The sequence below is a fragment of the Pseudomonas sp. ZT5P21 genome, from assembly GCF_054897785.1.
In genome coordinates, this window is sequence record NZ_CM142705.1 from 2,740,121 (window position 1) to 2,764,918 (window position 24,798).

Genomic DNA, 24,798 nt, shown 5'->3' on the forward strand with positions numbered 1-24,798 from the left:
CCCCATAACGAGTGTGGGAGCGAGCAAGCCCGCTCCCACAGGGGATTGGTGTGGGTCAGAAGGACTTGCTGATACTCGCCACTACGGTTGCACTGCAGACATCATCAAACCCCCAATTGCTGGCGCACTGGCTTTTCGACAGGTCGGTGTCAATGTAACTCAAGCCCAATATCACACCGGCCAGTTCGTGGGTCAGTTTGACTTCCCATTCGCGGTACGCGTCTTCGGCATGACCGTTGGATGAGTACAGGTGCGGGTCTTTGAAATCCATGTTGCCGTATCGCAGTTTCAAGCCTGAGTCGTAAGGTAACTCCGTTTCGTAACCCACATAGCTGTACAACGAATTCTGCTTGCTATCGATGCCCGGCGCATCGTCAGAGTAATAGGCGCCGACTTTCACCCCGTAGACACTCAGAATTCCGTAGACCTCACTCTGGTTGAACTGGCTTTCTTTCGGGTACGCGTATTTGAGATAGCCGATGTCCAGGCTGAAATCGTCGGTCGCTTGCCAGAGCCAGCCGGCGTAGTAGTCGACTTCCTGCCGGGTTTTCAGGCCACCACCGAAATCGACGTTGGAACTCCAGGCGCCAAGGTACAGGCCGCTGCTGTGGGCCAGAGTCACGCCAGCCTGAACGGCAGGGTCGTTCTGGGTTTGGGAAATGCCGCGGGTGCGGTAATCGCTGGCCAGGGTCAAGTCGACCAGCACGGCGAAGTCGTCATCCAAGGGCATCGCGTGGCTGCATAACGGCAGCACGCTCAAGGATCCGAAGGCGAACAGGGTGAAAGCTTTCATGAGGAAAGTCCCGATATTGTGATTGTTATGGGCAGTTTTTTGCGGCAAGGCTGCGCCGGGCCCCGGCGACGAACGCCGGGGCGGGCAGTGGATGCAGGTCATTTTTCTTAGAGGGAGGGCGCGTAAACTTCGCGGCCAGCGAACCAGGTTTGCAGCACTTGGGTGTCGTGCAGGGCTTTGTTGTCGACGCTGAACACGTCGCGGTCCAGTACGATGAAGTCGGCTTGCTTGCCGGGGCTCAACGAACCGATCTGCTTCTCCAGGCCGATCGTGCGCGCGGCGTTCAGGGTGTAGGCGTAGAACATGGTTTCGCGGTCCAGGCGTTCATCTGCGTTAAGCACGCCCAATGGGCCGTCGCGAGTGATGGCTTGGGCGATGGCGTTCCACGGGTTCGGCGAAGACACCGGCCAGTCGCTGGCGCCGGCGATGGTCGCGCCCTGTTTGAGCAACGAGTGGGCCGGGTATTGATAACGGAAGGCGAGCGAGCTGACGTAGGGCTTGATCATGTCCGTGGTGTAATCGTCGGCGCTGGCCCACAGCAGTTGCATCGAGGCGATGACGTTGAGCGGTTTGAATCGCGCAAACTCCTTTGGGTTGACCATCTGCAAGTGCGTGACTGAATGCGCCACGCCGCTCTGGCGATCCTTGCGTGCCTGTTCGATACCGTTCAGCGATTCGCGCACCGCACGGTCGCCGATGGCATGGATGTGCACCCGCCAGCCGCGTTGATCAATGGCGCTGACCAGTTCACCGAAATGCTTTGGATCGATCAGCAGTTCGCCCTGTTTGTGCGAGTTGCTGTACGGATCGATCATCGCTGCGCTCTGAGCCGGGTACTCGATCACGCCATCGGCAAAGATCTTGATGCCGGGCAGGGTCAGGTTGGGGATGCCTTGAAATTGCTGGCGGACCTTGTCCAGCGTCTCCAGATCGGCGGGCACGCTTTTCGAATTGGCCACCAGCAACGCGGCAACGTGGACACTCATGCCACCGGTTTCCGACAGTGCTTTGTAAGTGGGCAGCACGCCGACGGTTTTCTCCGTGGGTTTGAGCGCGAATACTGGCTCGCCGGGCGCGGCATTGGCAGCCGGGTCCATCCACGCGGTGATGCCGAGGCTGTTGTTGTAGCGCACGGCCGATTGCGCGGCTTTGAGCATGTTGGCGGCGCTCGGCACCGGCATTTTCGACGCGACGCGGTCCCAGCCTGCGTCCACGAGGAAACCGTTGGGGCGGCCATCGGCGAGTTTGCCAAGGGTGTCTTTCTCGGCGTCGGGCAAACTTTTCAGCAATGCTGCGTCAATGCCGGCGCGCTCGAGCATCGCGTTATTGGCCCACGCGGTGTGATGATCGCTGCCGGTGAACACCACGGGCACCGTGGCCCATTCACCCGTGTTGAATTTTTTTCCGAAGGCTTCGGCCTGAGCCCAGTAAGCCGAACTCATGCCGGCTACGCTCAGCACATCGCCATGTTTCGCTTTGCCGTCATCGCGCCAGCCGCGCAGGCGTTTTTCCAGTTCATCGAGGTCGACCACCTCGTCCTCCATGTTGGCCGAAACCATTTCCAGGCCGCCGAAAATCGCGTGGGAATGGCTGTCGATCAGTCCGGGCATCAGCGCCTTGCCGCCGAGATCGACCACTTTGGTTTCAGGTGTGATCAAGGCTTTGATCTGCGCGTCGCTGCCGACCTGCAGCACTTTGCCGTCCTGCACCGCCAGCGCCTGCACCTTCGGGTTGGCGCGGTCGGCGGTGAATATCTTGCCGTTGAACAGCACCAGATCAGCCGCTGCCATGGCTTCCATCGAGGCAAAACTCACTGCGCCCATCAACAGATTCGGGATGAATCTTTTCATTGAATGTTTCCTTGTTATTGCGTCTGATGGCCAGATTAGTGGCTGCCATGGCGCAGTAGAACGCCTCGGTCACGAAAAACGTTTTTGCCGGAATGGAAAAAGCATGGACAAGTTGGGCGCACTGAAAATGTTCGTGGTCACGGCGCAATTGGGTAGTTTCAGTCGTGCCGCCGAGCAATTGGGCAAGACACCGTCGGCCCTGACCAAAGCGGTCAATCACCTGGAGGCCGAGCTCGGCGCCCGGCTGTTCGAACGCAGCACCCGGCGGATTCTGCTGACGGAATCGGGGCGGCTGTACCTGGAAACCGCACGCCAGGTGTTGCAGCGGCTGGATGAGGCCGGCGAGGAAATCGAGCAGTTGCAGCATGGCTTGCGTGGCAACCTGAAAATCACCGCGCCGCTGGCCTATGGGCAGGCTTTTCTGGATCAGGTCTGCGGCGGTTTTCTGGAGCAATACCCACAAATTGATCTGCAGGTGGACCTGTGTGATGAGTTCGTCAACTTGCTGGAAAGTGGCTACGACCTCGCGTTGCGCGAAGGCCATGACGATTTGCCGGGGCTGATCGCCCGCGTCGTCGGCAGCAATCGCCTGGCGTTGTGTGGCAGCCCGGCGTATCTGGCGCGCAAGGCGCTGCCGGTCACGCCGCAAACCCTCGATGAGCACGAATGGTTGCTGTACCGCCATCCGTTGCTCAGCCGCGAATTCTGGTGGGCCGAGCGTGACGGGCAACGTCTGAGCCTGCCGCAACCGCCATCGCCGCGGTTGCGCAGCGACAATTACGACCTGCTGCTGGCCAGCGCGCTGGCCGGGCGCGGCTTGCTGCACACGCCGCTATGGAGTGCCGCGCCCTACATCGCCGACGGGCGACTGGTGCGGGTGATGGCCGACTACGACATCGATCCGGACAGCTTTGGCCCGCACATTCTGGCGGTGTACCCGAGCCATCGGCGGGCGACGGCCAAAGTGGTGGCGTTCATCGATTACATCGCAGGGTTTCTGGCGTCTCCCCTGTAGGAGCGAGCTTGCTCGCGATGGACGTTAACGGTAACGCGGGCAGTCTGGATGACCGCATTGTTCAAACGTTTTTCGCGAGCAAGCTCGCTCCTACAAGGTCCTTGCCAGGACCAAAGCAAAAGAGTACAAATGTACTCCATGACGACTTTAACTCCCCGCCGTACCGCCATCCTGACCTTTATCCGCGATCGAATCGCGGAGCATGGTCAGTCCCCGAGCCTCGCTGAAATCAGCGAGGCGTTCGGTTTTGCCTCCCGCAGCGTGGCGCGCAAGCACGTGCTGGCGCTGACCGAAGCCGGGTTTATCGAGGTCAATGCGCATCAGGCTCGAGGCATTCGTTTGCTCGGGCAACCGGCACGGCCCGAGTTGCTGGACATTCCGGTTCTCGGTCGGGTCGCGGCAGGTGCGCCGATCGGGGCCGATGCCGAGGTCCACAGCCGCTTGTTGCTCGACCCGTCGATCTTCTCCCGGGTGCCGGATTACATGCTGCGGGTCAAGGGCGATTCGATGATCGAGGACGGCATTCTCGACGGCGATCTGGTGGGCGTGCACCGCAACCCCGAAGCATTTAACGGCCAGATCGTTGTCGCGCGGCTTGATGGTGAAGTGACCATCAAGCGTTTCGAACGGGTCGGTGACGCGGTGCGCCTGTTGCCGCGCAACCCGGCCTACAAACCGATCATCGTTCAACCCGATCAGGACCTGGCCATCGAAGGTGTGTTCTGCGGTCTGGTGAGGCAAGGGTGATGGGCGCCGTCGTAGCACTGGACACGCTGTTCAATGGCGGTCAGGTCTGGAAAGGGCGGCCTGCGCCCCCGACCGTCAGCCCGCAACCCACCGGGCATGCCGCGCTGGATGCGGCGTTGCCCAGCGGCGGCTGGCCGGAAGCGGCGTTGACCGAAATCCTTCTGGCCGGGCAGGGCGTTGGCGAGTTGCAACTGGTGTGGCCGGCGCTGGCGCGGCTGTCGGCGGCGGGCGAGCGGATCGTGCTGGTGGCGCCGCCGTACGTGCCGTATCCGCAAGCCTGGCAAAATGCCGGGATTGACCTGCGCCAGTTGTCGATCATCCAGGCCAGTGAGCGCGATGCGCTGTGGGCGGCGGAGCAATGCCTGCGTTCGGGCAGTTGCGGCGCGGTGCTGTGCTGGCCGCACAAGGCCGATGACCGGGCGTTGCGGCGCTTGCAGGTGGCGGCGGAAACCGGCTCGACCCTGGCATTCGCCTACCGCTCGATCAATGAAGCGATCAACCCGTCACCGGCCGCGCTGCGCATCGCCATCGATGCCAGGCCTGCGCAATTGCGCGTGCTCAAGTGTCGGGGCGGGTTGGCCCGTTCGGCGCCGATTGCCTTCCCGATGGGGCATTGAGGTTGCCATGCGCTGGGTCTGTATTCTTTTCCCGCAATTGGCGCTGGACGCGGCACTGCGTCAGCGCACCGACCCCGATGAGCCACTGGCGCTGCTGACCGGCCCGGCGCAGCGTCGGGTGTTGCAGGCGGTCAACGCTTCGGCGCGGGCGCTGGGCTTGCGGCCCGGCCAGTCGATGACCGCCGCGCAGGCCTTGAGCAAAGGCTTTGCCACCGCCGAATACGACGCTGCCGAGATCGAACACTGGCAGCAGTTTCTCGCCGCGTGGGCCTACCGCTTCAGCTCCCAGGTCAGCGTGCATTACCCGCGGGCGGTGGTGTTTGAAATCGAGTCCAGCCTGGGATTGTTCGGCGACTGGCCGCAACTCGAAGCGCGATTGCGCGCCGAACTCGGCGAGCTGGGGTTTCGGCATCGGATCGTTGCGGCACCCAACCCGGTGGCGGCGCGGATTCTGGCCAACGCGTATGACGGTCTGGTGGTGCCCGACGATCAGGCCTTGCAGCATCATCTGGGGCAATTGCCCGTTGACCGGATCGGGCTGGAGGCCAGCGTCACCACGGCGTTGTCGCGCATGGGGCTGCGTACCTTGAGCCAGGTGCAGGCGTTGCCTCGGCAGAATCTGGCCCGGCGTTTCGAGTCCCAGGTGCTCAAGCACCTGGATGCTCTGCTCGGCGCGCGGCGACTGGCCCTGGCGTTCTATCTGCCGCCGGACCGGTTCGATGTGCGCATAGAGCTCAACTTCGACGTGCAATCCCATCAGGCGCTGCTGTTTCCGTTACGCCGGTTGACCGGTGACCTCTCGGCATTCCTGTGCGGTCGCGACAGCGGCGTGCAGCGTTTCGACCTGCACCTGGAACACGCCGGGTTACCGGACAGCGTGATCAAGGTCGGTCTGCTCAGCGCCGAGCGCGATCCGGCGATGCTCTTCGAACTGGCCCGAGGGCGCCTGGAACAGGTCCAGGTCGAGGCGCCGGTGCGCGGTTTTCGCCTGCGCGCCGAAGACTTGCCGGCCTTCGTTCCCCAGTATCAGGAACTGTTCGACGATCGCCCGCAGCAGTCCTTGCCCTGGGAGCAACTGCGCGAACGCTTGCGCGCGCGGTTGGGGGATGACGCGGTGCATGGCTTGCGGTTCCAGGCCGATCACCGGCCGGAGTGCGCGTGGCAGGCCAGTGGCGACAGCCAGCGTTGCGCAGCTTTGCCCGGCGTGCAGCGTCCGGGCTGGTTGCTGACTGAACCGCAAGCGGTCCACGAAGGCTCGACGCGCATCCTCATGGGCCCGGAGCGCATCGAGTCCGGTTGGTGGGACGGCGCCGATGTGCGCCGCGATTACTACCTGATCGAAACCCGAACCGGTCAACAAGGTTGGGCCTATCGTGCGGTCGGCGAGGGCGGCCCGTTGTGGTTGCAGGGCTGGTTCGCATGAGCATCGACTATGCCGAGTTGCACTGCCTGTCGAACTTCAGTTTCCAGCGCGGTGCGTCCAGCGCCCTTGAACTCTTTCAGCGTGCGAAAAAACAGGGCTACCAGGCGCTGGCGATCACCGATGAATGCACCCTGTCGGGCATCGTCCGCGCTTGGCAAGCGGGCAAGTCCGTGGAGCTGCCGCTGATTATCGGCAGCGAAATGCGCATCGAGAACGGTCCGAAACTGGTGCTTCTGGTGGAGAACCTTGAGGGCTACCAAAACCTGTGCCGGCTGATAACCCGAGCGCGGCGACGCACGCAGAAAGGCCAGTATCAGGTGCTGCGGGAGGATTTCAGCGAGCCGTTGCCGGGGCTGCTGGCATTGTGGGTGCCGGATGCGGTCGATGATTTTCAAAGCGCTCACTGGCTGAAGCAAACCTTCGCCGAGCGCCTGTGGCTGGCGGTCCAGTTACATCGCGGTCAGGACGATACCGGGCGATTGAGTGCGTTGATGACATTGGCAAGGGAGCTGCGAATCCCGGCAGTGGCCAGCGGCGATGTGCACATGCACGCGCGCGGTCGGCGTGCCTTGCAGGACACCATGACGGCCATCCGTCATCACCTGCCGGTGGCCGAAGCCGGGTTGCGCCTGCACCCCAATGGCGAGCGGCATCTGCGCAGTCTCGATGTTTTGCAATCGATCTACCCGCAAGCGTTGCTCGATGAAACGTTGACCATTGCCCGGCGCTGCACCTTTGATCTTGGCCAGTTGCGTTATCAGTATCCCCGCGAGTTGGTGCCGCAAGGCCACAGCGCAGCGTCCTGGCTGAGCGAGTTGACCGAACGTGGCCTTCGCGAGCGATGGCCCGAAGGTGCGAGCGAGAAGGTGCGCGGGCTGATCGACAAGGAATTGGGGCTGATCGCCGAGCTGGGTTATGAAAGCTATTTCCTGACCGTTCAGGACATCGTCGCCTTCGCCCGGCGCGAGAAAATTCTTTGTCAGGGTCGAGGCTCGGCCGCCAACTCGGCGGTGTGTTTCGCCTTGGGCATCACTGAGATTGACCCCCATCGGATGAACATGCTTTTCGAGCGTTTTCTCTCCAAGGAGCGCAACGAGCCGCCGGATATCGATGTGGACTTCGAACATGAGCGCCGCGAAGAAGTCTTGCAGTACGTGTTCCAGCGCTATGGCCGGACTCGGGCAGCGTTGACCGCCGTGGTCAGCACGTATCACGCGGCCGGCGCGGTGCGCGATGTGGCCAAGGCCTTGGGGCTGCCGCCGGACCAGATCAATGCCCTGGCCGATTGCTGCGGGCACTGGAGTGACAAGACGCCGCCCGTCGAGCGCTTGCTTGAAGGTGGCTTCGATCCCGAGAGCCCGGTGCTGCGCCGGGTGTTGAGTCTGACGCAACAGCTGATCGGTTTCCCCCGACACCTGTCCCAGCACCCCGGCGGCTTTGTCATTTCCGAGCAGCCGCTGGACAGCCTCGTGCCGGTGGAGAATGCAGCGATGGCCGAGCGCACCATCATTCAGTGGGACAAGGATGATCTCGATGCGGTCGGGCTGCTCAAAGTGGATATTCTGGCCTTGGGCATGCTCAGCGCGATTCGTCGGTGTTTCGACTTGCTTCGCCGTCATCGCGACCTGGACTTGAGTCTGGCCACGGTGCCCTCCGAAGACCCGCAAACCTACGACATGATCAGCCGCGCCGACACCATCGGCGTGTTCCAGATCGAATCCCGGGCACAAATGTCGATGCTACCCAGGCTCAAGCCCCGCACGTTTTATGACCTGGTGATCGAGGTGGCCATCGTGCGTCCCGGACCGATTCAGGGCGGGATGGTGCATCCGTACCTGCGGCGGCGAAACAAGGAAGAACTCGAAAGCTATCCCTCCGAAGAGTTGAGGGAGGTGTTGAAACGCACCCTCGGCGTACCGCTGTTTCAGGAACAGGTCATGCAGATTGCGATTGTCGCCGCCAGCTACAGTCCCGGCGAAGCGGATCAGTTGCGCCGCTCCATGGCGGCCTGGAAACGTCACGGTGGTCTCGAACCGCATAAGGATCGCCTCGCTGCGGGCATGAAGAAAAAAGGCTACACGCCAGAATTCGCCGCGCAGATTTTCGAGCAGATCAAAGGCTTTGGCAGCTACGGATTCCCCGAGTCCCACGCCGCCAGTTTTGCCTTGCTGACCTATGCCAGTTGCTGGTTGAAATGCCACGAACCGGCGGCCTTCGCCTGTGCGCTGATTAACAGCTGGCCCATGGGTTTTTACAGCCCGGACCAGATTCTGCAGGACGCTCGCCGGCATCATTTGCAGATTCGCCCGGTGGACGTGCGCGCCAGCGACTGGGATTGCAGCCTCGAACCGATTATCGGCGCGCAGCCGGCGATTCGCATGGGGCTGCGGATGATCAAGGGTTTTCGCGAAGACGATGCGAGGCGAATCGAAATCGCGAGGTCGAAGGGGGTGTTTATCGACATCGCCGACCTCGGCGAACGGGCGCGGCTCGATGCCCGTGCGCAGGAGCAACTGGCCGATGCCGGCGCGTTGCGTGGGCTGGCCGGTGACCGGCACCGGGCGCGCTGGGAGGTGGCGGGCGTGCAGAAACAATTGGGTTTGTTCGCCGGTTTGCCGAGCCAGGAAGAGGATGCCGTGACGTTGCCAAAACCCACGGTCGGCGAAGACCTGCTGGCCGATTACAACAGTCTCGGCACCACCCTCGGTCCGCATCCGCTGGCCCTGTTGCGGGGCGAATTGAAAGCCCGGCGCTGCCGCAGTTCGAAGGAACTGCTGGAGGTCGAGCATGGCCGACCGGTCAGCGTCGCCGGGCTGGTGACCGGTCGACAGCGTCCGGGCACCGCCAGCGGCGTAACCTTCGTCACCCTTGAGGACGAGTTCGGCAACGTCAATGTGGTGGTCTGGCGCGACCTGGCCGAGCGGCAACGACAGGTACTGGTCGGCTCACAGTTGCTCAAGGTCGATGGGCGCTGGGAGAAGCAGGGCGAAGTGCGGCATTTGATCGCCGGTCGTTTGAGCGACCTGAGCCCGTTGCTCGACGGGATCAGCATCCGTAGTCGGGATTTTCACTGATCCGTGCCCGGTGAATGCAAAACCTGAGGCTCCCACAGGGGATCGGATTTCCGTTCTTTGGATGAGCCGCAAGATTCAGCTATACCTCTATGAAACCATTGGCATCCGCACTGCTCGAAACAAACGGGCACCATTTACAGGGACGCACAGCCAGTCGATGCAGTTTCTAGACGATAGCCACGGGTGTGCTGGATGGAACGGCGAAATGGCCGGACGCATCCGCGCGTTCGACTGGGGCCGGACCGAACTGGGAAGCATCGACACCTGGCCCGCCAGCCTGTGCAGTGCGGTGCAGTTATTGCTCGCCTCGCCACTGCCGATGGTGATGCTGTGGGGCCGCCCCGGCTACATGATTTATAACGATGCGTACTCGTCGTTTGCCGGTGGACGGCATCCTTATCTGTTGGGCTCCCCGGTGGAGCTGGGTTGGCCGGAAGTCGCCGAGTTCAACCGGCATGTGGTCGATACCTGCCTGGCCGGCGGCACCTTGTCCTATAGCAACAAAGAGCTGGTGTTGTTGAGGGACGGCGTCCCCGAAGACGTCTGGCTGGACCTTTATTACAGCCCGGTGGCCAATGACAACGGCGAGCCGGCGGGGGTCATGGCGATGGTGGTCGAAACCACAGACCATGTAATTTCCGAGCGCCGTCGCCAGGAAGCCGAAGACGCCTACCGGGCGGAAAACGAGCGGGTACGCCTGGCGTTGAATGCCGGTGCCTTGCTTGGCTCATTCGTCTGGGACATCAAGGGCAATCTGCTCTCCGGCGATGAGCGCTTTGCGCGCACCTTTTCCTATCCGGCCGAGCATAACCTCGGCGACTTGCCGACGGACATCGCCGAAGCGCGGATTCATCCGGACGACCGTAACTGGGTCAACGAGCGCGTCAATCAATCCGTCACCACCGGCGTGCCCTTCAACGCCGAATACCGGATCCTGCGCCCCGACGGCAGTTACCTGTGGGTGCAGGCCAGCGGTTGCTGCGAGTTCGATGAACAAGGCGAACCGTTCCGCTTTCCCGGGGTGTTGATCGACATCCACGAACGCAAGACCGCCGAAGAGTCCCTGCTCAAGTTCACCCGAAATCTGGAGCAGCGTGTCGCCGATGAAGTCGAAGCGCGGCTGGTGGCGGAAGAACAACTGCGCCAGTCACAAAAGCTCGAAGCCCTCGGCGGTCTCACGGGGGGCGTGGCCCATGACTTCAATAACCTGCTGCAAGTGATCGCCGGCAACCTGCACTTGCTGGCGCGGCATGAGCCGGACAATGCCAACGTGCAGCGCCGGGTCACGGCGTCTATTGCGGCGGTGGAGCGTGGCGCGAAGCTGTCCTCGCAATTGCTCGCATTCGCCCGCCGTCAGCCGCTGTCGCCTGCGGTCTGCGACCCACGGCAAATCTTCGAAGGCCTGGGCGAACTGTTGCAACGGGCATTGGGAGAAACCATCCAGATTGATGTGCGGTTGCCTCAAGCGTCCTGGCACATTTACGTCGATCGCAATCAACTGGAAAACGCCATCCTCAATCTGGCGATCAATGCCCGTGACGCCCTGCGGGGAGACGGAATCATTGAACTGAGCGCCGAGAACGTCGCACTCGACCGCCACTTTTGCGCAGGCAAGGGAATTTCAGCTGGCGATTATGTCCGCGTTGCCGTGGCCGATACTGGCGCCGGCATGTCAGCGCAAGTGCTCGCACAAGCCTTCGAACCGTTTTTCACCACCAAGGCCGAGGGCCAGGGCACGGGGTTGGGGCTGAGCATGGTGTTCGGTTTCGTCAAACAGAGTGGCGGGCACATCGAGATGTCCAGCGTCGAGGGGCAGGGCACTTGGGTGCAGCTGTATTTTCCGCGCAGCCTTCGCCCGTTGCTCAGTGACACCGCGACCCATGACACGCAGCAACACGGCGGCCACGAAACCATTCTGGTGGTCGAGGACAATGAAGCGGTGCGCGCTTCGGCGGTGGAATTGTTGAGCGAGGAAGGCTATCAGGTCCTGACTGCCACCAACGGCGATGCCGCCATGCAGATGTTGCTGGACGGCGTGACGGTAGAGTTGATTTTCACCGACGTGGTCATGCCCGGGCTGATCAAGAGTTCAGACCTGGCTGCCTGGGCCAAAGTGCAGACGCCACCGGTGGCGGTGCTGTTCACGTCCGGCCATACCCGTGACATTATTTCGCGCAATCACCAACTCAGCCCCGACACATTTCTGCTGAGCAAACCCTATAGCCCCGAGGCGCTCACCCGAATGGTGCGCACAGTCCTCGACGGCTGAACCTGTCCAAATTGTGGGAGCGAGCTTGCTCGCGAAAGCGGTCTGCCAGTTACATTGATGTTGGATGTGCCACCGTCATCGCGAGCAAGCTCGCTCCCACATTGGATCGGTGTTCTTTCAGATAATTAACTCAAGGCCGATTCATGACTTCCAAGCGCACCTCCAATCCTCCTTCCGGCATGGTCAGGGTGCGCGGTGCCCGCGAACACAACCTCAAAAACGTCGACGTCGATATCCCGCGTGATGCCCTGGTGGTGTTCACCGGCGTGTCCGGTTCGGGGAAATCGTCTTTGGCTTTCTCGACCCTGTACGCCGAAGCGCAGCGCCGCTATTTCGAGTCCGTGGCGCCGTATGCACGGCGCCTGATCGATCAGGTCGGGGTGCCGGACGTCGATTCCATCGAAGGCTTGCCACCCGCCGTCGCCTTGCAACAACAGCGAGGCACGCCGAGCACGCGGTCTTCGGTGGGCAGCGTGACCACATTGTCGAGCCTGATCCGAATGCTGTACTCCCGAGCCGGCAGTTATCCGCCGGGGCAGCCAATGCTGTACGCCGAAGACTTTTCACCCAATACGCCCCAGGGCGCGTGCCCCGAATGTCATGGGCTGGGTCGGGTCTATGAAGTCACTGAAACCCTGATGGTCCCGGACCCGAGCCTGACCATTCGCCAGCGCGCGGTCGCCGCCTGGCCCACCGCGTGGCAAGGACAAAATCTGCGGGACATCCTCGTCACTCTGGGTTACGACGTTGACAAACCCTGGCGCGACCTGCCGAAAAAGCAGCGCGACTGGATTCTCTTCACCGAAGAATCACCGACGGTTCCGGTGTATGCCGGACTGACACCCGAAGAAACCAGAGTCGCCCTCAAACGTAAAATGGAGCCGAGTTACCAGGGCACCTTTACCGGTGCGCGGCGTTACATCCTGCACACGTTCACCCATTCCCAAAGCGCGCTGATGAAGAAGCGCGTTTCGCAATTCATGCTCGGCAGCCCGTGCCCGGGGTGCGACGGCAAACGCCTCAAACACGAGGCGTTGTCGGTGACGTTCGCCGGTTACGACATCGGCGAGTTGTCGCAAATGCCGTTGCTGCAAGTGGCCGAGGTGTTGAAACCAGTGGCCGCTCACAGTTACCTCGAACAGGCCGATGAGGCAGGCGAGGTCTTGACCCACGACCAGACCCGCGAGGCTCGTGAGCAGCGAGTGGCCCACGGCGCCAGTGGTCACGCCAACGCGCCGGATGTGCGCCACACGCCCAACCTGTCGGTGGAAAAACGCCTGGCCGCGCAACGGATCGCCCAGGACTTGCTGGAGCGGGTCAGCACGTTGACCGATCTGGGGCTCGGTTACCTGGCGTTGGAGCGCAGTACGCCGACGTTGTCGTCCGGTGAGTTGCAACGCCTGCGTCTGGCGACGCAATTGGGTTCGCAGTTGTTCGGCGTGATTTACGTGCTGGATGAACCGTCGGCCGGCTTGCACCCGGCGGATGGCGAAGCGCTGTTCGAAGCGCTGCAACGCTTGAAAGCGGCAGGCAATACTTTGTTCGTGGTTGAGCATGACCTGGAAACCATGCGCCGTGCCGACTGGCTGATCGATGTAGGGCCGGCGGCGGGTGAGCATGGAGGTCGCATCCTGTACAGCGGGCCGCCGCCGGGTCTGGCGCAAGTGACTCATTCGCAGACACGCGCCTACCTTTTCGCCGATCAGGTCACTGCGCCGCGATCCAGCCGCAAACCGAGCGACTGGCTGCGGCTGGAAGGCATCACCCGCAACAACCTGAGTCACCTCAGCGTCGAGTTTCCGCTGGGCTGTTTCACTTCGGTGACCGGCGTCTCGGGTTCCGGAAAATCGAGCCTGGTCAGCCAGGCGCTGCTGGAACTGGTGGGCGCGCATCTTGGGCGGGGGGCGGGTGACAGCGAACCGGAAGAACTGAGTCTGGAAGACGACGCGCGGCAGGTCAGTGGCGGTCAGGTCAGCGCAGGGCTGGAGTCGATCAGGCGTCTGGTGCAAGTCGATCAGAAACCCATCGGCCGCACGCCGCGCTCGAACCTGGCCACCTACACCGGGCTGTTCGACAACGTGCGCAAGCTCTACGCCGCGACAAACGAGGCGCAGGCTGAGGGCTACGACGCCGGACAGTTCTCCTTCAACGTCGCCAAGGGCCGCTGCCCGACCTGCGAGGGTGAAGGCTTTGTCAGTGTCGAGTTGCTGTTCATGCCCAGTGTTTACGCGCCATGCCCGACGTGCCACGGCGCACGTTACAACCCCGAAACGCTGGCGATTACCTGGCAGGGTTTGAACATTGCCCAGGTGTTGCAGTTGACGGTGGACGAAGCGGTCGAGGTGTTCGTTGAGCAACCGGGTATCCGCCGCTCACTGGAAGTGCTGCGTGACATCGGCCTGGGCTACCTGCGCCTCGGCCAGCCGGCGACCGAGTTGTCAGGCGGCGAAGCCCAGCGGATCAAACTGGCCACCGAGCTGCAACGCAACCAGCGGGGCGCGACCTTGTATGTGCTCGACGAGCCCACGACCGGGTTGCATCCGCGGGATGTCGATCGCTTGCTCGAACAATTGAACACGCTGGTCATGGCGGGGCACACGGTAATTGTCGTCGAGCATGAAATGCGCGTCGTAGCGCAGAGTGACTGGGTGATCGACATCGGGCCGGGGGCAGGGGATCAGGGCGGCAAGATTGTCGTGGCGGGCACGCCGCAGAAAGTCGCCAACAGCAAAAAGAGCCGGACAGCCCCATTCCTCGCCAGGGTCCTTGGGTAAAGATGAATCAAAAGATCGCATTCTGCGGCGGACCTTGTCCAACGGCTCGCTGATCTGGAGCGGTTTGATCGGCATGAGCGATGGAACGTTACCTGCCGCAAAGCTTCGAATCTACAAGGCTCGACTGTTTCAGCCGCGCACTTGCAATGATAAACGAGGTGCTTATGACAGATGTACGTGGTCCTGAGGACGATGCAAAAACCGCCGAACCGGTCAGTGCCGATAAAGCGGTCGATCAAAAAAACCGCCACACGGATAACGACAACGAGTTCAGTCCGGGTTTCAAACCACAACCGGATCGACCTGCACGTGGCGAGGACACCGATGCCGACATCGACACCGATGGCGGCTAACCCAGGCATAAAAAGGCCGCATCATTGGATGCGGCCTTTTTTCGGGCGTTGTCTAGAGACAGCGGGTTATTTGCTCGGATGCGCGGCTTGCAGTTTCTTCGCCATATCCAGGTGCTTTTCCAGCCCCGGCAGCATTTTCTGCGCGAAGCCTTTGAGTTCGGTGGCGCCTTTGACTTTGTCATCGGTCACGGTGTTGGCTTCTTTCTTGAACAGCGCGATGGTTTCTTCATGTGCCTTGACTTGGTTGTTGGCGTAAGCCGCATCAAAGGAATCGTCGCGCATGTCGAGAATCTGTTCCTTGGCCTGCTTCACCAGCGTCGTTTCATCCGGCACTTCGATATCATTTTTCTTCGCGATGGCTGCCAGTTCTTTGTTCGCCTTGGAATGATCGGCGATCATCATGTTGGCAAAAGCCTTGATGTCAGCCGAAGCACTTTTTTCCAGTGCCAGTTTGCTGGTTTCGATTTCCGCAATACCGCCGGCGGCTGCGTCGTCGACGAAATCATTGGAAGTGGCCGCGAAAGCCGCGCCCATGCTGGTGCTCAAGGCGACGGCCAACGTAAGTTGGCGCAGGGTCAATCCGTCCATTGGTCATTCTCCACACATATTTCATGGGCGATCGGGTGATCGTTAATCTGTGGAGGTCGACGGACGGATAAAGGTTTTATCGGGTTTGCAACAGGACGACGAACGGGCACCGCTGGTCTGATAGGCGGTCGACAAAAACAGTAGACCGAGGCCATTCTGATAGTTGGTGAACGCAATCAATCGCGTTTGCCACCGATCAACAAACGGAGGTGTTCCATGCCGGTGCCACACGACCTTTATCAGGACTTGAAACTTTCAAAGGAAGATATCCAGCAAAAACGCACCAAGGATCCGTTACTGGATTCACTGATCAACAAGTATTCGCAGGCGGACGCCGAGGTGGTAAAGGCTGAAACCGCCCAATCGGATGCGCCCAGTGATGACGCACTGAAGAAGCTCAAGGAGAAGCGCTTGCAGGTCAAGGACAAAATCGTCCAACAACTCCAGACACCGTCCTGACCTGCCGCTCCAGCCACCGACGACCGGTGACTGAAAAATTGGAACGGCGATAAATCCCGGCACCTCGAATGTTCAGAGTCCAACTCCACGACTCCATACGAGGTGCCCCATGACTGATCCCACTGTCTCCAGTAAAGAAAAGTACCCTAGCGAAGAGCAGGGTGGTTTCGACCCCATCCCCACCCATCCCGAGCCCTTGAGCCCGGGGCGTACCACCGTCAACCCCGAAGACGAACCGGGTATCGACGAACTGCCGAACAACGAAGGCGCCATACCCATGGACCAGGACGACGGCACCGACCTGGACCCGCAGCGCGTGCGTGAATAAACCGATAACCCGGTGAGCGATGGCGAGATGGATCCCCGTTGATTCGGCCTGTCACAATCCTGTGGGAGCGAGCTTGCTCGCGAAAGCGGTTGTTCATCCAGCATTGATGTTGACTGACACTACGCTTTCGCGAGCAGGCTCGCTTGTATGTTTAGACTTGCGTTACTCCTGTAGTGCCGTGCTCAACGGCAACCGCGCCATATGCTTCGCCTTCAACGACCCGAAATACAACCACTCACCATACTCACGCACCGTAGTGATCGGCGAGTAACTGTCGCTGCTCCCGTCCTGCAGATTGGCAATCACCTTGCCCTCAACATCCAGCCCCAACGCAAAGCCGCGTTTCTCCACGGGTTTAGGCAGAACGGTCATCGCTCGCACGATCATCTTGCGCACGAAGGGATGCGCTGCCGTGGCATCCAGCAGTGCGTTGCGCGGCGTATACAGCGCCACCCAGAAACGGTCCCGGCCATTGAACGCGAGGTTATCCGGCAAGCCCGGCAAGTTGTCGATAAACAGATCGTGCGTACCCGCTTTCGGCCCGCTCAGCCAGTAACGACTGATGCGATAGGCACCGGTTTCGTTGACCAGCACAAAAGCATCGTCCGGTCCCAGGGTCACGCCGTTGGCAAACTCCAGTTTATCCAGCAGGACCGCCGTTTTCCCGGTCTGGAAGTCATAGCGCAGCAAGCGACCATCGCCGCCGTGCTCCATGATCGCCTCGCCGTCGTGGCCGTATCCGAAGCGGCTGGAAGCATCACTGAAATAGGCGTAATGCCCGGACTTGTCGATGACCACGTCGTCGGTGAACCCGAAGCCCACACCATTCGCTGATGTGGTCAACGCGATCAACCGCCCTTGAGCGTCCAGCGACAGCAAGCCCTTGACCCCGTCAGCGATCACCAGCAAACCATTGGGGTGACGCGCCAAGCCCAACGGCCGGCCGCCGGTATCGGCCAGCACTTTGGTGACCTTGCCGTCGAGGCTGGTGCGGATCAGCCGGCCGTCATGCAGGCCGGTGATGAGGACATTGTCCTCCAGCAGCAAGGCTTCCGGCCCGTCGATATCGTCGGCGCCCACACGCTCTACGCCTTTGAGGCGCTGATTGTCGGCGTAGAGTCCGTTGGCGAGGGAAGGCGCCGGTGGCGGCGACCAAGCCACCGGTTGCACCTTGGTCGGCATCAGCAGCAGGAAGGCGGCAATGGCCACGATCACCAGCAGCATGACATGGCGAAACTTGACGGTTCGACTCACACGGTGACTCCTGCCGGTGCCAGGTGTTTGTGGGCCATTTCGCGCAAGGCGAGCATCGACGCGGCTGATTCATGATCGATGCGACGCTTGAGCAACAGACGGTTGGCGATGCGCATCGCCAGGCCGCTGAACCGGTACTCCAGGGTGCGCACAAACCGCGTGCCGTCACCCTCGGCCTCGCATTCGTAAGTCACCACCAACGACAGGCCATGATCGCCCTGAGCGCGAGCGCTCCAGCGACGACCGGGCAAATACTCGTTGACCGCCCAGCTCAAATGTCCCTTGCGTCCGCCGGCCCTGATGTCTTCTTCGAAGCGCGACCCGGCATGGAGCGGGCCGCCCTGGCCCTCGACCTTTAGCGACGAGGGGTGCCACTCGGGCCAACGGGTCACGGTGCTGGCGTAGGCAAGCACGTCAATCGGGTTGCCGGCGATGTTGATCTGATGCTGCATGCGGGTCATGGGCGTTCTCGTCGGGTGCAGGTACGTTGGCTCTGGCTCCCAATAAAGGGTGCCGAACAGGTAGTCCATCAGTGGAAAAACGATGTTGAAATTGCGTTCCTGCATCAACTCCCGGCGGTGATGCAGTTCGTGCAGGCGGCGCATCTGACGGATCCACGGCCAGCGCGTCACCGGGTTCGAGGGCGGCAGGTGCTCGCAGGCATGGAACACTTCATAGGTCAGGTAACCGAGCACCAGGCAGCCGCCGACCAGACCGGCGATGTTGCTGTCGAACTGCTTGAGGAGCCACCAGACGGGCAGGGTGATGAGGAGCGTATGCACCACGATCAGCCAGGCGGGAAACAGGATCACTCGCCAGTCGCGAACGCTGTCGTAAGTCATGTGGCCCGGCGCGAAGAAACTGTGGTGGTCACCGGCATGGCGGGCATAGAACATCCGCGCGAAGCTTTTTTTGTGATGCCCGAGGTGGCGATGCACCGTGTAGACGCCGAAGTTGAAGAACAACAACGTCAGCGGCACTGCCAGCCATTCCATGGGCTGTACTTGATGCACGGTGTTCCAGAACATACCGATGGCAAGCAAGCCGAACAGCAGCACAAAGCCGCCGTGGAGCCATGGGTTGTAGCGTGGATGAACGTCAGCGCGATAGCGGGTGCGAAAAGCCTCGGTGGTCTGCCTCACTGCGTTCACCTGTGGTTATCGTTGTCCCAGCAGATTAGACGATCCCGCCGTTTCCGGGGGCGAAACCAGGGGACACAAACGCCATGTTCCGGTGTAGCACCGGATTCAAGTCAGCGGGTTCCAGCGTTGCGACCAGTCATCGTCGGACCGGATGACTTCGCGCAGCAGGTCGAAGGCATGTTGCAGGGTCGCCGAATCTCGGTCGCGGGAGTAAACCAGATAGGTCGGGTAGCTGAATTCCGGAGCTTTCGGCACTTGTTCCAGTACACCGCTTTCCAGATAACTCTGCACCACCCGGGTACGAAAGTAGCCACTGCCGCCGTTTTCCAGGATGTATTGCAAGGCCAGGGGGCCGAGGTTGAAGCTCAGAGCCGCCTTGGCTTTCTCCGGCAACGCAGCATCGTGCCGCCGGCGAAAGTCCTGGCCCCAGTCGATGTAAACGTAGGAATCAGGCTTTCCAGCCAGACGTACCAGAATCAGTTTTTCTTCGAGCACCTGTTCGACTTGCAGGCGCGGCCAATACTCGGGCTGATAGACCAGCGCCGCGTCCAGCACCCCCAGCTCCAGTTGGCGCAGCAGGTTTTCGCCGTCGCGAATCTCCATGCGCAGCGCATGGCCGGGGATCTTCTCCCGCAGTTCGCCGGCCCAACTGAGCATCAACGGGTTGCACAAGCTGACCTCGCCGCCGATGTGCAGTACGTCGTGGTAGCCCTCAGGCAATGGCAAGTCCCGGCGTGCGGCTTCCCAGGTTTCGACCAGTTGATTGGCGTAGACCACAAAGGCTTCGCCGTTCGGGGTCAGCCGAGCACCGGCGCGGTTGCGCACGAACAGCGTGCTGCCCAGCCGGCTTTCGAGTTTCTGTACACGTGCAGTGATCGCGGTCTGGGTGACATGGAGTTTTTCCGCGGCGGCGGCGAGGCTGCCGTGGCGGACGATTTCCAGAAAGGTACGGGCGAGGTCGATGTCCATGGGGAGGCCGGTGCGGGAGGTGCGGGCATTGTAAACGGATACAGCCGGAGCTGCGTGTAGCAGCTGGCGGTGGCTGCGTTGGCGACCATTTTTTTTTGATTGAGTACATATCCGTTTCTGCGGTAACGGCCACTTATGGTTTCGCTTTTACAGCGGGGGGCTTTTGCCCCTTTCGTTCGGTGCCTCGCTCCGGTCCTGCTCCGTGGGCCTCTCGAGGGGGTGGTGCCTCAAGATCACAAGCTGCAGGCGAGCTAACGCTCGGCCTGATGAGTGGTGAAAAGCCAAGGTGTACGCCAATCCCCTGTAGGAGCGAGCCTGCTCGCGATGGACTTCAACGATAATGCGGGCTGTCTGGATGAAAACGCGTGCTCCGGACGTTTTTCGCGAGCAAGCTCGCTCCCACAAGGGTTCCGGGTACATCCGCAAGACCCGTTATCTACCCCGTAACCGAAATTGCCGGCAGCAGAGTCCGGTGGGGCATTCCCCGCAATCAAAAATTTCAACCCACAGCCGCAGGCAGCGCTCTTTTAGCGGTTCAACTCAAAACGCAAAACACGAACAGCCAAACGCGCCCCAGAACCCCTGAAAATCACTGACCGGCGCGGAAGACAGCCGCGCCCTTTCATGGTGATGAGCATGCACCGCGCAAGTCCCGACGCATTGATGAATCTGGGCCGTCATCGGCGCCAACGGTTTCCAATGGCCGGGCACGTTCACCACCGGTGACCATTCCGGCACCACCGGCACGGGCGGCGGACCGAGTTTTTCGAACTCGGCAGTACCATAGACGATCTTGCCGTCGACAATCGTCAGCACCGACTCGATCCATTTGACCGCTTCGTCCTCGATGTGGAAATAGTCTGCCGACAGTGCAATCAGGTCCGCCAGTTGCCCGACCTTGATCTGGCCTTTCTTGCCTTGCTCGGAAGAAAACCAGGCGCTGCCGTGGGTGAACAGTTCCAGTGCGGTGTCGCGGCTCAAGCCTTGCGGGTACAGCTCCAGACCGCCAACGGTACGCCCGCTGACCAGCCAGTACATCGACGTCCAGGGGTTGTAGCTCGACACCCGCGTGGCATCGGTGCCGGCGCCAACGGGAATGCCTTCGGCGAGCATTCGCGCGATCGGCGGTGTGTGTTCGGCGGCCTTGGCGCCGAAGCGGTCGACAAAGTACTCGCCCTGAAAAGCCATGCGATCCTGGATCGCGATCCCGCCGCCCAAGGCTCTGACGCGCTCGATGTTTTGTGGGGTTATGGTTTCAGCGTGATCGAAAAACCATGGCAAGCCGTTGAACGGAATGTCGCGATTGACCTTCTCGAACACGTCGAGCATCCGGCTGATGGATTCGTTGTAGGTGGCGTGCAGACGGAACGGCCAACGCTGTTCGACGAGGTGGCGAACCACCGGCTCCAGTTCCTGTTCCATGGTTTGCGGCAGGTCGGGACGAGGCTCGAGAAAGTCTTCGAAATCCGCCGCCGAGAACACCAGCATTTCTCCGGCGCCGTTGTGTCGCAGAAAGTCGTCGCCCTGGCCGTAATGAGAAGTGCTGGTCCAGTTCTTGAAGTCGCTCAGCTCTTCCTTGGGTTTCTGGGTGAACAGGTTGTAGGCGATGCGCACCGTGAGTTGTTGGTCCTTGGCCAGTTGCTGGATGACCTGATAGTCGTCCGGGTAATTCTGATACCCGCCACCGGCATCGATGGCGCTGGTGACACCCAGGCGATTGAGTTCGCGCATGAATTGTCGGGTAGAGTTGACCTGGTACTCCAGCGGCAATTTCGGTCCCTTGGCCAGGGTCGAGTAGAGAATCATCGCATTGGGGCGGGCGATCAGCATGCCGGTCGGGTCGCCATTGGCGTCACGCTGGATTTCACCGCCGGGCGGGTTCGGCGTGTCGCGGGTGTAGCCGACCACTTTCAATGCGGCGCGGTTGAGCAGGGCGCGGTCATACAAGTGCAGCACGAACACCGGGGTGTCCGGCGCGGCTTTATTCAGTTCATCAATCGTTGGCAGGCGTTTTTCGGCGAACTGGAATTCGTTCCAGCCACCGACTACCCGCACCCATTGTGGCGTGGGCGTGCGGTCAGCCTGATCCTTGAGCATGCGCAAGGCATCGGCCAGCGACGGCACGCCTTCCCACCGCAATTCAAGGTTGTAGTTCAAACCGCCACGGATCAGGTGCAGGTGCGAGTCGTTGAGACCGGGAATCACCGTGCGACCGTGAAGGTCAATGATTTGCGTGCCGGGCCCCTGCAACGCCATGGCTTGGGCGTCGCTGCCGACCACCACGAAGCGCCCGTCCTTGATCGCGACGGCACTGGCCTGGGGTTTCTTGCGATCGACAGTGTGCAGGCGTCCGTTGTACAGAATGAGGTCGGCCGGGGTGTCGGGCATGGTTTTACTCCCTGCGAATAGAGGGCTGATCCAGGCTCCGACGGCACCTGCCGAAAGGCCTTGCAGTACATGTCGGCGATTGAAACCGTCGTGGTCGTCAGGTGGGCTCATGGCAGTGCTCCGCGCGAAAATCAGTCGGGGGGCAAACAGCCGATGTCTGACGCATGCGGCCAGAAGGAATATAGACGGCAAATTCGCAGATGGCCGTTTTCCGGGGATGAAAAAACGACGAATCCCGCCACAAGGGGCGGGATTCGTTTGCAGCCAGGCCGTGCTCCCGATGGTCGGGAGCGGCGTGCTTAGCTCGGGAACAGCTCGGACAGTTTCATGGCCAGCATCATGTCGCCTTCAGCGCGCAGTTTGCCACCCATGAACGCTTGCATGCCGTCGGTCGAACCGTCAACGATGCCTTGCAGGGTTTCGCCGTCCATCACCAGCGTGACCTGGGCGTCCGGGTTTTCGCCTTCTTGCAGCTCGCAGGTGCTGTCTTTGACGATCAGCGAGAAGTTCTTGGTGTCGTCGATGCGGAAACCGAAGACCAGGTCCAGACCGGCAGCAGCGGCTGGGTTGAACTTGGCTTTCATTGCTTGTACGGCATCAGCTACGGAGGTCATGGTTCGATCCTTTCTTGGGTAATAAGAGCTGGGTGATTACAGCCAGGGTCACAATAGTCCGGACTCAGCGAAACGTGATGAGTTCCGGTGCTTTCAACAGTTGCAGATGCGCATGACTGTTGAAAGAAGCCAGTGCCACCTCGCGCCCCCGAAATTTCAGTTGGTTGAGCGAGGTGTTGACGATTTGCCAGTTCAGCTCAAACGCCTGTCTGGCAGGCATCTGTGTAATGAGGTGGAGCAGGGCAGTGATGGTGCCGCCGGAGGTGAACACGGCGATTTTCTGTGTGTTGTCCGCGCTCTCCAGGATTCGGTGCAGGCCGGCCTGCACCCGCTCGACGAAGCCCAGCCAGCTTTCCAGGCCCGGCGTGTCATAAGTGCCGGCCAGCCAGCGCTCGATGATCAGGGCGAAAATCCGTTGGAATTCGGCACGGTTCTGCGCGGCGTTGCGCAGGACCTCCAGCGCTTCGGGCTCGTCGTCGAGCATGGCCGGCAGCAGCGCACGGATCACCGCGTCGGCGTCGAATTCGTTGAAGGCGGGATCGGTTTCCACAATCGGCACCGGCAGACCCACGGCGGCGAACTGTTCCAGTGCGCTGCGGGCGGTATGTTGCTGGCGGCGGAGGTCGCCCGAGAGGCAGCGATCAAAGCTGATACCCAGCCCGGCAAGGTGCTGGCCGAGGACTTCTGCCTGGCGAATACCGGTCGGCGACAGGACGTCGTAGTCGTCTGCACCAAAGGAGGCCTGGCCATGTCGAATCAAATAGATACTGCCCACGTCCGCGTCATCCCGGTACGTTGAAGGTTGGGCGAGGTTATGAGGATGGCGGTGAGCTGTCAATGAAAAAACATACGCTTGTTTGAAATACCCGTTGCCGGCCTGTTGCCAGAGGTTTCACGGCTGGCCGCCGGGCCGGCGCATGGGTATGCTGGTAACATCCCGCGCGCGTCCAAGCAGCGCATCGTACTGAAGGAGTCCCTGTGGAGTTTCTGTCCGAATACGCCATTTTCCTGGCTAAAACCGTGACACTGGTGATCGCCATTCTGGTGGTCCTGGCCAGTTTCGCGGCGTTGCGCAGCAAGGGTCGACGCAAGTCGGCCGGTCAGTTGCAAGTCAGCAAGCTCAATGATTTCTACAAAGGGCTGCGCGAGCGCCTGGAGCAAACCTTGCTCGACAAGGACCAGCTCAAGGCCTTGCGCAAGGTCGAAGCCAAAACCGAGAAAAAGCAAAAGAAGAAACCCGAAGCCAAACCCCGGGTGTTTGTGCTGGATTTCGATGGCGACATCAAGGCGTCTGCCACTGAAAGTCTGCGCCACGAAATCACCGCGCTGCTGACCCTGGCCACGCCAAAGGATGAAGTGGTGTTGCGTCTGGAAAGCGGCGGCGGCATGGTTCACAGCTACGGCCTGGCATCTTCGCAACTGGCGCGCATCCGTGACGCCGGCGTGCCACTGACGGTCTGCATCGACAAGGTCGCGGCCAGCGGCGGCTACATGATGGCGTGCATCGGCGAGAAGATCATCAGCGCACCGTTCGCCATCCTCGGCTCGATCGGCGTGGTGGCGCAGTTGCCAAACGTCAATCGCCTGCTGAGGAAACACGACATCGACTTTGAAGTGCTCACCGCGGGCGAATACAAACGCACCCTGACCGTGTTTGGCGAAAACACCGAAAAAGGCCGCGAGAAATTTCAGGAAGACCTGGACGTCACCCATCAACTGTTCAAGAACTTCGTTTCCCGATATCGGCCGCAACTGGCCATCGACGAAGTGGCGACTGGCGAAATCTGGCTCGGCGTCGCTGCGCTGGACAAACAACTGGTGGACGAACTCAAGACCAGCGATGAATACCTCGCCGAACGCGCCAAAAAGTCCGAGCTGTACCACTTGCACTACGCCGAGCGTAAAAGCCTGCAGGAACGCATTGGCATGGCGGCTAGCGGTTCGGTCGATCGCGTGTTGCTGAGTTGGTGGAGCCGTTTGACTCAGCAACGCTTCTGGTAACTTTCGACGCGTCATGACAAAAAAACCGTGGACAGCCTCCACGGTTTTTTTTGTCTGCAGGATCGCCCGTTTCCGTCCGGTTGCAGCGAATTTTCCTTACGTAGTTGTCGATCGCTCCGATGTTCCAGAGAGGTCACATT

Annotated in this window: 20 protein-coding genes; 11 read left to right on the forward strand and 9 right to left on the reverse strand. The window is 60.9% G+C overall.

What is annotated here, in order from left to right; all coding sequences use genetic code 11:
* Nucleotides 1-55 precede the first annotated feature (55 nt).
* Together ACYZT9_RS12865 and ACYZT9_RS12870 are read right to left on the reverse strand one after the other, a co-directional pair.
* Nucleotides 56-793, reverse strand: a complete 738-nt coding sequence (locus tag ACYZT9_RS12865; RefSeq protein WP_462010112.1) for a TorF family putative porin — start codon at nt 791-793, stop codon at nt 56-58.
* Between the two features lie 107 nt (nt 794-900).
* Complete coding sequence (locus ACYZT9_RS12870; RefSeq protein WP_462010113.1) at nt 901-2,643, reverse strand: amidohydrolase; 1,743 nt, start codon at nt 2,641-2,643, stop codon at nt 901-903.
* A 103-nt stretch (nt 2,644-2,746) separates the two neighbouring features.
* On the opposite strand from ACYZT9_RS12870, the gene ACYZT9_RS12875 reads away from it, so the two are divergent.
* The 8 genes from ACYZT9_RS12875 to ACYZT9_RS12910 all read left to right on the forward strand — a co-directional run bounded on the left by ACYZT9_RS12875 (nt 2,747) and on the right by ACYZT9_RS12910 (nt 14,915).
* Nucleotides 2,747-3,658: a LysR family transcriptional regulator gene (locus ACYZT9_RS12875; protein ID WP_462010114.1), complete on the forward strand. Its 912-nt coding sequence runs from the start codon at nt 2,747-2,749 to the stop codon at nt 3,656-3,658.
* A gap of 129 nt (nt 3,659-3,787) precedes the next feature.
* Nucleotides 3,788-4,405 carry a transcriptional repressor LexA gene (lexA, locus tag ACYZT9_RS12880; protein WP_462010115.1) on the forward strand — a complete coding sequence of 206 codons (618 nt, stop codon included), beginning with the start codon at nt 3,788-3,790 and terminating at the stop codon, nt 4,403-4,405.
* Complete coding sequence (imuA, locus tag ACYZT9_RS12885) at nt 4,405-5,022, forward strand: translesion DNA synthesis-associated protein ImuA (RefSeq protein ID WP_462010116.1); 618 nt, start codon at nt 4,405-4,407, stop codon at nt 5,020-5,022. The genes lexA and imuA overlap by 1 nt, the downstream gene beginning before the upstream one ends.
* Nucleotides 5,023-5,029: 7 nt before the next feature.
* On the forward strand, nt 5,030-6,445 hold the full coding sequence (locus ACYZT9_RS12890) for a Y-family DNA polymerase (protein ID WP_462010117.1): 1,416 nt from the start codon (nt 5,030-5,032) through the stop codon (nt 6,443-6,445).
* Nucleotides 6,421-9,519 carry an error-prone DNA polymerase gene (locus ACYZT9_RS12895; protein WP_462010118.1) on the forward strand — a complete coding sequence of 1,033 codons (3,099 nt, stop codon included), beginning with the start codon at nt 6,421-6,423 and terminating at the stop codon, nt 9,517-9,519. Before ACYZT9_RS12890 ends, ACYZT9_RS12895 begins: the two co-directional genes overlap by 25 nt.
* A gap of 157 nt (nt 9,520-9,676) precedes the next feature.
* Nucleotides 9,677-11,788 (forward strand): hybrid sensor histidine kinase/response regulator, encoded by a 2,112-nt coding sequence (locus ACYZT9_RS12900; protein WP_462010214.1) that lies wholly within the window; start codon nt 9,677-9,679, stop codon nt 11,786-11,788.
* Nucleotides 11,789-11,931: 143 nt separating this feature from the next.
* A complete protein-coding gene (locus ACYZT9_RS12905) occupies nt 11,932-14,562 on the forward strand; it encodes an excinuclease ABC subunit UvrA (protein WP_462010119.1) in 2,631 nt (876 codons plus the stop codon).
* A 164-nt stretch (nt 14,563-14,726) separates the two neighbouring features.
* A complete protein-coding gene (locus tag ACYZT9_RS12910; protein WP_462010304.1) occupies nt 14,727-14,915 on the forward strand; it encodes a hypothetical protein in 189 nt (62 codons plus the stop codon).
* A 66-nt stretch (nt 14,916-14,981) separates the two neighbouring features.
* Here the strand turns inward: ACYZT9_RS12910 and ACYZT9_RS12915 are convergent, their stop codons facing one another.
* Nucleotides 14,982-15,503 carry a DUF4142 domain-containing protein gene (locus tag ACYZT9_RS12915; protein ID WP_462010120.1) on the reverse strand — a complete coding sequence of 174 codons (522 nt, stop codon included), beginning with the start codon at nt 15,501-15,503 and terminating at the stop codon, nt 14,982-14,984.
* A 216-nt stretch (nt 15,504-15,719) separates the two neighbouring features.
* Here ACYZT9_RS12915 and ACYZT9_RS12920 point away from each other — a divergent pair, with 216 nt between their 5' ends.
* Complete coding sequence (locus tag ACYZT9_RS12920; protein WP_462010121.1) at nt 15,720-15,962, forward strand: YdcH family protein; 243 nt, start codon at nt 15,720-15,722, stop codon at nt 15,960-15,962.
* 109 nt (nt 15,963-16,071) lie between these two features.
* The gene (locus tag ACYZT9_RS12925; protein WP_462010122.1) at nt 16,072-16,290 is read left to right on the forward strand and encodes a hypothetical protein; all 219 of its coding nucleotides are present in this window, start codon (nt 16,072-16,074) and stop codon (nt 16,288-16,290) included.
* A gap of 162 nt (nt 16,291-16,452) precedes the next feature.
* Here ACYZT9_RS12925 and ACYZT9_RS12930 read toward each other — a convergent pair whose 3' ends face one another.
* From ACYZT9_RS12930 to ACYZT9_RS12955, 6 genes are all read right to left on the reverse strand, one after another.
* Nucleotides 16,453-17,514, reverse strand: coding sequence for an SMP-30/gluconolactonase/LRE family protein (locus ACYZT9_RS12930; protein WP_462010215.1), 1,062 nt, complete (start codon nt 17,512-17,514; stop codon nt 16,453-16,455).
* A 26-nt stretch (nt 17,515-17,540) separates the two neighbouring features.
* Complete coding sequence (locus tag ACYZT9_RS12935) at nt 17,541-18,686, reverse strand: sterol desaturase/SRPBCC family protein (protein WP_462010123.1); 1,146 nt, start codon at nt 18,684-18,686, stop codon at nt 17,541-17,543.
* 105 nt (nt 18,687-18,791) lie between these two features.
* The gene (locus tag ACYZT9_RS12940) at nt 18,792-19,655 is read right to left on the reverse strand and encodes a LysR family transcriptional regulator (RefSeq protein WP_462010124.1); all 864 of its coding nucleotides are present in this window, start codon (nt 19,653-19,655) and stop codon (nt 18,792-18,794) included.
* 540 nt (nt 19,656-20,195) lie between these two features.
* Nucleotides 20,196-22,043, reverse strand: coding sequence for an amidohydrolase (locus ACYZT9_RS12945; RefSeq protein WP_462010216.1), 1,848 nt, complete (start codon nt 22,041-22,043; stop codon nt 20,196-20,198).
* A gap of 299 nt (nt 22,044-22,342) precedes the next feature.
* Entirely contained in the window at nt 22,343-22,657 is a 315-nt protein-coding gene (locus ACYZT9_RS12950; RefSeq protein WP_007946492.1) for an SCP2 sterol-binding domain-containing protein, read from the reverse strand.
* 64 nt (nt 22,658-22,721) lie between these two features.
* Entirely contained in the window at nt 22,722-23,432 is a 711-nt protein-coding gene (locus ACYZT9_RS12955) for a histidine phosphatase family protein (RefSeq protein WP_462010125.1), read from the reverse strand.
* 203 nt (nt 23,433-23,635) lie between these two features.
* Between ACYZT9_RS12955 and sohB the strand changes: the two genes are divergently transcribed.
* The gene (sohB, locus tag ACYZT9_RS12960) at nt 23,636-24,658 is read left to right on the forward strand and encodes a protease SohB (RefSeq protein WP_462010126.1); all 1,023 of its coding nucleotides are present in this window, start codon (nt 23,636-23,638) and stop codon (nt 24,656-24,658) included.
* Nucleotides 24,659-24,798: the final 140 nt, after the last annotated feature.